This window comes from Burkholderia sp. LS-044 (assembly GCF_004803625.1).
Lineage (GTDB): Bacteria > Pseudomonadota > Gammaproteobacteria > Burkholderiales > Burkholderiaceae > Burkholderia > Burkholderia cepacia.
Map to the genome: position 1 here is coordinate 304540 of NZ_SSWO01000010.1, position 7998 is coordinate 312537.

Genomic DNA, 7998 nt, shown 5'->3' on the forward strand with positions numbered 1-7998 from the left:
CCGTCATGTTCTACCTTGCAGGGCCTCCGGGCCGCATCGCGGCGCCGCGGCCCGCATGCCGGACCGCCCTGCCAACAAACCTGCCATCCACGAAACGCTCCGGCGCCGGCAGTCAGCGCCGGGGCGGCCGGCACCTGCCGGCCCACCCCGGAAGGGGACTTACATGTTCTCGATCAGCACTTCACCGAAGCCCGAGCACGACACCTGCGTCGCACCTTCCATCAGGCGCGCGAAGTCGTACGTGACGCGCTTCTGCAGGATCGACTTCTCCATCGCGGCGATGATCGTGTCGGCTGCTTCCGTCCAGCCGAGGTGGCGCAGCATCATTTCCGCCGACAGGATCTCGGAACCCGGGTTCACGTAATCCTTGCCCGCGTACTTCGGTGCCGTGCCGTGCGTCGCCTCGAACATCGCGACCGAATCCGACAGGTTCGCGCCCGGCGCGATCCCGATGCCGCCGACCTGCGCGGCCAGTGCGTCGGAGATGTAGTCGCCGTTCAGGTTCAGCGTGGCGATCACGTCGTATTCGGCCGGGCGCAGCAGGATCTGCTGCAGGAACGCATCGGCGATCGAATCCTTGATGACGATCTCGTTGCCCGTCTTCGGGTTCTTCACGCGCATCCACGGGCCGCCGTCGATCAGCTCGCCGCCGAATTCCTTCTGCGCCAGCGCGTAGCCGGCGTCACGGAACAGGCCTTCCGTGAACTTCATGATGTTGCCCTTGTGCACCAGCGTGACCGACTTGCGATCGTTGTCGATCGCGTACTGGATCGCCTTGCGCACGAGACGCTCGGTGCCTTCGGTCGACACGGGCTTGACGCCGATCCCCGAGGTTTCCGGGAAGCGGATCTTCTTCACGCCCATCTCGTCCTGCAGGAACTTGATGACCTTCTTCGCCTGCTCGGAGCCCGCCGCCCATTCGATGCCCGCGTAGATGTCTTCCGAGTTCTCGCGGAAGATCACCATGTCGATCTTTTGCGGCTCGCGCACCGGCGACGGCACGCCCTTGAAGTACTGCACCGGGCGCAGACACACGTACAGGTCGAGTTCCTGGCGCAGCGCGACGTTCAGCGAACGGATGCCGCCGCCGACCGGGGTCGTGAGCGGCCCCTTGATCGACACCACGTATTCCTTGAGCACCTGCAGCGTTTCGTCCGGGAGCCACACGTCCGGGCCGTACACCTTCGTCGCCTTCTCGCCCGCGAAGATCTCCATCCAGTGGATCTTGCGCTTGCCCTTGTAGGCATGCGCGACCGCCGCGTCGACAACCTTGATCATGACCGGCGTGATATCGAAGCCCGTACCGTCGCCTTCGATATAGGGAATGATCGGCTGATCGGAAACGTTGAGCGAGAAGTCCTTGTTGACGGTGATCTTGTCACCGCCTTCCGGAACCTTGATGTGCTGATACGGCATGATCGACTCCAGTGACGTGGCTGAGCAGGTGATGCTGGTCGAAGCTGCGCGCGCGGCGGGGGCGCGGCATGGCCACCCCGTGACGGCAACAGCGAGCCGCTATTCTAGCGCCCCAACCGGGCACTTCGGCATGAAGCGCGGCACTGCGTATCAAGACCCCACTTATGTCTTATATAAGACAGAGGACTTGGCGTTCCGTATTATGCATTAAGATTCCGCCATTTGCCATAGACCGCCCGCCCCCGCCTCCCGCGGCGCGCCGGGCGGACGACCCGCCATGAACCTGATCGCCCTCAACAAGCCGTTCGGCACGATTTGCCAGTTTTCCGCGCACGAGACGCGCCCGTCGCTCGGCGACTGGGTAAAAACGCCCGGCGTCTACGCGGCCGGCCGGCTCGACGCGGACAGCGAGGGGTTGCTGCTGCTCACCGACGACGGCGCGCTGCAGGCGCGCATCGCCGAGCCGCGCCACAAGCTCGTGAAGCGCTACTGGGCACAGGTCGAGGGCGCGCCGGGCGCCGCCGACCTGAAGGCGCTCGCGCGCGGCGTCGACCTCGGCGACTACGTGACGCGGCCATGCCGCGCCGAATTCATCGAACCGCCCGACGCGCTATGGCCGCGCAACCCGCCGATCCGCTACCGCGCCGCGATTCCGACGACGTGGATCGAACTCGCGATCACCGAAGGCAAGAACCGGCAGGTGCGCCGGATGACGGCGGCCGTCGGCTTCCCGACGTTGCGCCTGGTACGCGTCGGCATCGGTGCACTGGATATATTCGCGCTCGACATTGCACCGGGAGAAACAATCGCGCTGCCGCCGCGCGCGCCGTGGGACGGTTTCGCGCCTGCCGGATGACGAATTCGGGACGGGCGAATTTTTCGTCATCTTTTTCGTCAACCGCCCGCGAAGATCGCGCGTTAAACCACGCAGATGCCAACCTTAGCTATCCGGCATTGGCAGCCGAGCCGTGTTTGCGTCACGAAAGCGACGTTTTTATCGAATACGATTCGGCGCCCGCAGCGCAATGAGAAATTTCTCGAAGCGTCTGTCAACCGAAAGGTGGATGGCACCGTTAGACGACATGACTCCTATTGCCGGGTCATTTGGTTAATTAACTAAAGCTGAGGAACACAACATGAACAAACTGATCGCCGCTCTGGTCGCTGGTCTCTTCGCAACGGCTGCTTTCGCACAAGCATCGGCTCCGGAAGCTGCTCCGGCTGCTGCTGAAGCTGCTTCGGCACCGGCTAAGCACGCTGCTAAGAAGCACCACGCAGCTAAGAAGCACCACAAGGCATCGAAGAAGGCTGCAGCAAGCGACGCAGCAGCACCGGCAGCTGCTTCGAACTAAGTAAGCTTGCTGTAATAACGCAGTCAAGAACACGCAGTCTTGCCGTTCTTACGGCGTTGAAAGGCAGATCACCGCGAGGCGATCTGCCTTTTTCTTTTATGTGCCCGTCGGCGCGCATCGCGTACCATGCGGGTCTTGTTTTCCAGATAGGAGCCTTGCTGTGCAATTCTCCCTGCGCTCGTCGCTCGGCCGCCTTGCGCGCGCCGCCGTGTTTCCCGCCGCGCTCGCCGTCCTCGCGCTCGGCATGCAGGCCGCCAGCGCGCAAGTGCCGCCCGGCGCCAAGCAGCCGAGCGAATTCCCGCGCGTGAAGCTGCGCGCCGGCATGTACGTGATCGACGCGGCCGTCGCCGCGAACGACCCCGACCGCGAACAGGGGCTGATGTACCGTTCGCAGCTCGCGCCGAACGAAGGCATGCTGTTCGTGTTCAACGAGAACGCGGTGCACTGCTTCTGGATGAAGAACACGCTGATCCCGCTGTCGATCGCGTTCATCCGCGCGGACGGCACGATCACCGACATCGACGAGATGAAGGCCGAGACGACCGACAACCACTGCCCGCGCAACAACGGCGTCTATGCCCTCGAAATGAGCAAGGGCTGGTTCGCGGCGAAGGGCATCAAGCCCGGGATGAAGCTCGAAGGGCTGCCGCAAGCCCAGTAACGGATATCGCCGCGCCGCCGACCCGACCCGCGTCACGTCACGCCGCGTACCGACCCAAGCCGGCCGCCCGTTGCGCGCCGGCTTTTTTTTCGCCTGCCGGCGGCGGCGCCCGCCTTGATTCGGCCAACACTGCCCGCATCTGCAAAAGCCACGGACAAGCGCTATCCTTTAAATCTCGCTAGTCCAGCCCGGGCCGGCCCAGCCGGCCCGCTTACGATCCGAACCTAAGGAGGTTCACGTGCCCCGCAAAACCCCCATCGAGCGCTATCGCAATATCGGGATCAGTGCTCACATCGATGCCGGCAAGACCACGACGACCGAGCGCATCCTGTTTTACACCGGCGTGAGCCACAAGATCGGTGAAGTGCACGACGGCGCGGCCACGATGGACTGGATGGAGCAGGAGCAGGAACGCGGCATCACGATCACGTCGGCCGCGACCACGGCCTTCTGGAAGGGCATGGCCGGCAACTATCCGGAGCACCGGATCAACATCATCGACACGCCCGGGCACGTCGACTTCACGATTGAAGTCGAGCGCTCGATGCGCGTGCTCGACGGCGCGTGCATGGTCTACGACTCGGTCGGCGGCGTGCAGCCGCAGTCCGAAACCGTCTGGCGCCAGGCCAACAAGTACAAGGTGCCGCGCATCGCGTTCGTCAACAAGATGGACCGCATCGGCGCCGATTTCTTCCGCGTGCAGCGGCAGATCGGCGAGCGCCTGAAAGGCGTCGCCGTGCCGATCCAGATTCCGATCGGCGCGGAGGATCATTTCCAGGGCGTCGTCGACCTCGTGAAGATGAAGGCGATCGTGTGGGACGACGAAAGCCAGGGCGTGAAGTTCACGTACGAGGACATCCCCGCGAACCTCGTCGAGCTCGCGCACGAATGGCGCGAGAAGATGGTCGAGGCCGCGGCGGAAGCGAGCGAGGAACTGCTCGAGAAGTACCTGCACGACCATGAATCGCTGACCGAGGACGAGATCAAGGCCGCGCTGCGCAAACGCACGATCGCGAACGAGATCGTGCCGATGCTGTGCGGCAGCGCGTTCAAGAACAAGGGCGTGCAGGCGATGCTCGACGCGGTGATCGACTACCTGCCGTCGCCCGTCGACGTGCCCGCGATCCTCGGCCACGACTTCCACGATCCGGAAAAGCCGGCGGAACGTCATCCGAGCGACGACGAGCCGTTCTCGTCGCTCGCGTTCAAGATCATGACCGACCCGTTCGTCGGTCAACTGATCTTCTTCCGTGTGTATTCGGGCGTCGTCGAATCGGGCGACACGGTGCTGAACGCGACCAAGGACAAGAAGGAACGGCTCGGCCGGATCCTGCAGATGCACGCGAACGAGCGCAAGGAAATCAAGGAAGTGCGCGCGGGCGACATCGCGGCGGCCGTCGGCCTGAAGGAAGCGACCACCGGCGACACGCTGTGCGATCCGGCGAAGCCGATCATCCTCGAGAAGATGGAATTCCCGGAACCGGTGATCTCGCAGGCCGTCGAGCCGAAGACGAAGGCCGACCAGGAAAAGATGGGCCTCGCGCTGAACCGTCTCGCGCAGGAAGATCCGTCGTTCCGCGTGCAGACCGACGAAGAGTCCGGCCAGACGATCATTTCGGGGATGGGCGAGCTTCACCTCGAAATCCTGGTCGACCGGATGAAGCGTGAATTCGGCGTCGAAGCGACGGTCGGCAAGCCGCAGGTCGCGTATCGCGAGACGGTGCGCACGACGGCGTCCGACGTCGAGGGCAAGTTCGTCAAGCAGTCGGGTGGCCGCGGTCAGTACGGCCATGCGGTGATCACGCTCGAGCCGAACCCCGGCAAGGGCTACGAGTTCCTCGACGAGATCAAGGGCGGCGTGATTCCGCGTGAATTCATCCCGGCCGTCGACAAGGGCATCACCGAAACGCTGAAGAGCGGCGTGCTCGCGGGCTACCCGGTCGTCGACGTGAAGGTGCACCTGACGTTCGGCTCGTACCACGACGTCGACTCGAACGAAAACGCGTTCCGGATGGCCGGTTCGATGGCGTTCAAGGAAGCGATGCGCCGCGCGAAGCCGGTGCTGCTCGAGCCGATGATGGCGGTCGAGGTCGAGACGCCCGAGGAGTTCATGGGCAACGTGATGGGCGACCTGTCGAGCCGTCGCGGCATCGTGCAGGGGATGGAAGACATCGCGGGCGGCGGCGGCAAGCTCGTGCGCGCCGAGGTGCCGCTTGCGGAGATGTTCGGCTATTCGACGTCGCTGCGTTCGGCCACGCAGGGCCGCGCAACCTACACGATGGAGTTCAAGCAGTACGCGGAAACGCCGGCCAACGTATCGGAAGGCGTGATCAGCGCGAAAGTGAAGTAAGCGCGGCGCGATCTCGCGCTGTCGCACGCAGCAAGGCCCGTCCGGAACCGGACGGGCCTTTTTTTGTTCGTGCACACCGTGCACGCGGCTTTTTTGATCGGCACGACCGGTATTTTTTTCGCGTGCCACAATGCAGCGCGAATCGTCAGATGGAACGTCCCGATGCCGCCCACCCCTGCCCTGCGCCGCCTGCTGATCCTCTATGCAGGCCTGATCGCCGCGAACGCCGCCGTCTGGCTGTGGGCGCTCGCCGTGTTGCGCGATCATCCGCTGCTGCTCGGCACCGCGGCGATCGCTTACGGGCTCGGGCTGCGTCACGCGGTCGACGCCGATCACATCGCCGCGATCGACGTTGCGACGCGCAAGCTGATGCAGGACGGCCAGCGTCCGGTGAGCGTCGGACTGTTCTTCTCGCTCGGCCATTCGACGATCGTGATCGCCGCGACGCTCGGCATCGCGCTGACGGCATTCGCGCTGCGGGACCGGTTCGATGCGTTCCGCGAGATCGGCGGCACGATCGGCACGGCGGTGTCGGCCACCTTCCTGCTCATGCTCGCGTGCGTGAACCTGGCGATCCTGCGCGACGTGTGGCGGCGCTATCGCGGCACGCACGGGCATGGGCACGCGCACGATGCGGCGCATGTGCACCGCCCGGCCGGGCTCGTGTCCCGGCTGCTGCGTCCGCTGTTCCGGTTCGTGTCGAAGAGCTGGCACATGTATCCGGTCGGCGTGCTGTTCGGGCTCGGTTTCGATACTGCAACCGAAATCGGCCTGCTCGCGATCGCGGCCGCACAGGCGAGCCAGGGGCTGCCGGTCTATACGGTCATGCTGTTTCCCGCGCTTTTCACCGCCGGCATGACGCTGATCGACTCGACCGATAACGTGCTGATGATTCACGCGTACGGCTGGGCAATGGACGATCCGCAGCGCAAGCTGCTCTACAACGCGAGCATCACGTTCGTGTCGGCGGCCGTCGCGCTGGCGATCGGCGGGATCGAGGCAACCGGCCTGCTGGCCGACAAGCTGTCGCTGACGGGCCCCGTGCGCGACGCGCTCGATGCGGTCGGCGAGCGCTTCGGCTCGATCGGCTACGGCATCGTCGCCCTGTTCCTCGTCTGCTGGATCGCATCGATCCTGTTCCACCGCTGGCAGCGCGCGGCCGATGCGCCCGCGCGCTGAACTTAGCTCAGACGTTTCATTCCGGAAACAAAACTCCTACCAAAGACGTTGCATGCGCCGTCGTGCGCTGCGCGCGCCTTGTGCCGCGGGCTCAAGCGGCTGATGGCACGGATCTGGCAGATAGGGCTTCGCACGGCGGGCCCGCATGCCGCTCCGCGATCGAGGCTGGCGTCCAGCGCCGGCCCGAAGGCGATCGGCTGCCGACAGGACTACGAACCTTTACCGGCCCCCTGCACTACACGTAGATTGCCGCGCGGCGACGAGGCATCGCGCGCATGGGGAGGCCATGATGCTCAAGACGAAACGACCGTTCCGCACGACGGGACGGTGCCATCGCGCAACCTTGTTCGCCGCAGCCGCGTTCGCGTGCTGCTGCTCGTATGCCGTCGCACAGGACGCGACACCGGACTCCGCGCCCGATGCCGTTGCCGGTGCGGACGCCGTCATGATGCTGGTCGACGACGCTTCGCCGTGCGCAGCGAATCCGGCTGCGTGCTCGGTGCACGTCTTCGCCGGTGGGCGCGCCGGCGGGAATGGCGCAGGTGCGACCGGCAATGGCAGCGGCAGCAGCCCCGGTAGCGGAAATGGCAGTGGCAGTGGCAGTGGCGGCGGCAGCGGCAGCGGCAGCGGCAGCGGCAGCGGCGGGAACGGTACCGTCGGACCTGCCGGCGTCGGCGGAACGACGAGCGGAACATCCGGCGGCACGAGCGGTTCGGGTGGCTCGGGCCGCGGTGGCAACGCGTCTGGTAACGGTGGTTCGGGAGGGTCTTCCGGTGGGGGTTCCTCCGGCGGTGGGTCTTCCGGCGGCGGTTCTTCCGGTGGTGGTTCTTCCGGTGGTGGTTCTTCCGGTGGTGGTTCTTCCGGTGGTGGGTCTTCCGGCGGCGGTTCTTCCGGTGGTGGTTCTTCCGGTGGTGGTTCTTCCGGTGGTGGTTCTTCCGGTGGTGGTTCTTCCGGTGGTGGTTCTTCCGGTGGTGGTTCTTCCGGTGGGGGTTCTTCCGGTGGGGGTTCTTCCGGTGGGGGTTCTTCCGGTGGGGGTTCTT

Annotated in this window: 6 protein-coding genes and 1 pseudogene; 6 read left to right on the forward strand and 1 reads right to left on the reverse strand. The window is 65.0% G+C overall.

Features of this window, described 5'->3' with window-relative positions; genetic code table 11:
- Positions 1 to 159: 159 nt before the first annotated feature.
- The gene (gene icd, locus E9536_RS25860; RefSeq protein WP_006478026.1) at positions 160 to 1416 is read right to left on the reverse strand and encodes an NADP-dependent isocitrate dehydrogenase; all 1257 of its coding nucleotides are present in this window, start codon (positions 1414 to 1416) and stop codon (positions 160 to 162) included.
- Positions 1417 to 1693: 277 nt separating this feature from the next.
- Here icd and E9536_RS25865 point away from each other — a divergent pair, with 277 nt between their 5' ends.
- The 6 genes and pseudogenes from E9536_RS25865 to E9536_RS42185 form a co-directional block, all read left to right on the forward strand.
- The gene (locus E9536_RS25865) at positions 1694 to 2272 is read left to right on the forward strand and encodes a pseudouridine synthase (RefSeq protein WP_021163328.1); all 579 of its coding nucleotides are present in this window, start codon (positions 1694 to 1696) and stop codon (positions 2270 to 2272) included.
- A 280-nt stretch (positions 2273 to 2552) separates the two neighbouring features.
- Positions 2553 to 2768 (forward strand): hypothetical protein, encoded by a 216-nt coding sequence (locus tag E9536_RS25870; protein ID WP_011352970.1) that lies wholly within the window; start codon positions 2553 to 2555, stop codon positions 2766 to 2768.
- Positions 2769 to 2928: 160 nt separating this feature from the next.
- Positions 2929 to 3429: a DUF192 domain-containing protein gene (locus E9536_RS25875; protein ID WP_027786657.1), complete on the forward strand. Its 501-nt coding sequence runs from the start codon at positions 2929 to 2931 to the stop codon at positions 3427 to 3429.
- A 238-nt stretch (positions 3430 to 3667) separates the two neighbouring features.
- Positions 3668 to 5779 carry an elongation factor G gene (gene fusA, locus E9536_RS25880; RefSeq protein ID WP_027786656.1) on the forward strand — a complete coding sequence of 704 codons (2112 nt, stop codon included), beginning with the start codon at positions 3668 to 3670 and terminating at the stop codon, positions 5777 to 5779.
- Positions 5780 to 5941: 162 nt separating this feature from the next.
- Positions 5942 to 6958 (forward strand): HoxN/HupN/NixA family nickel/cobalt transporter, encoded by a 1017-nt coding sequence (locus E9536_RS25885; RefSeq protein ID WP_136471116.1) that lies wholly within the window; start codon positions 5942 to 5944, stop codon positions 6956 to 6958.
- A 289-nt stretch (positions 6959 to 7247) separates the two neighbouring features.
- A pseudogene (locus E9536_RS42185) lies at positions 7248 to 7998 on the forward strand (hypothetical protein); the annotation flags it as partial.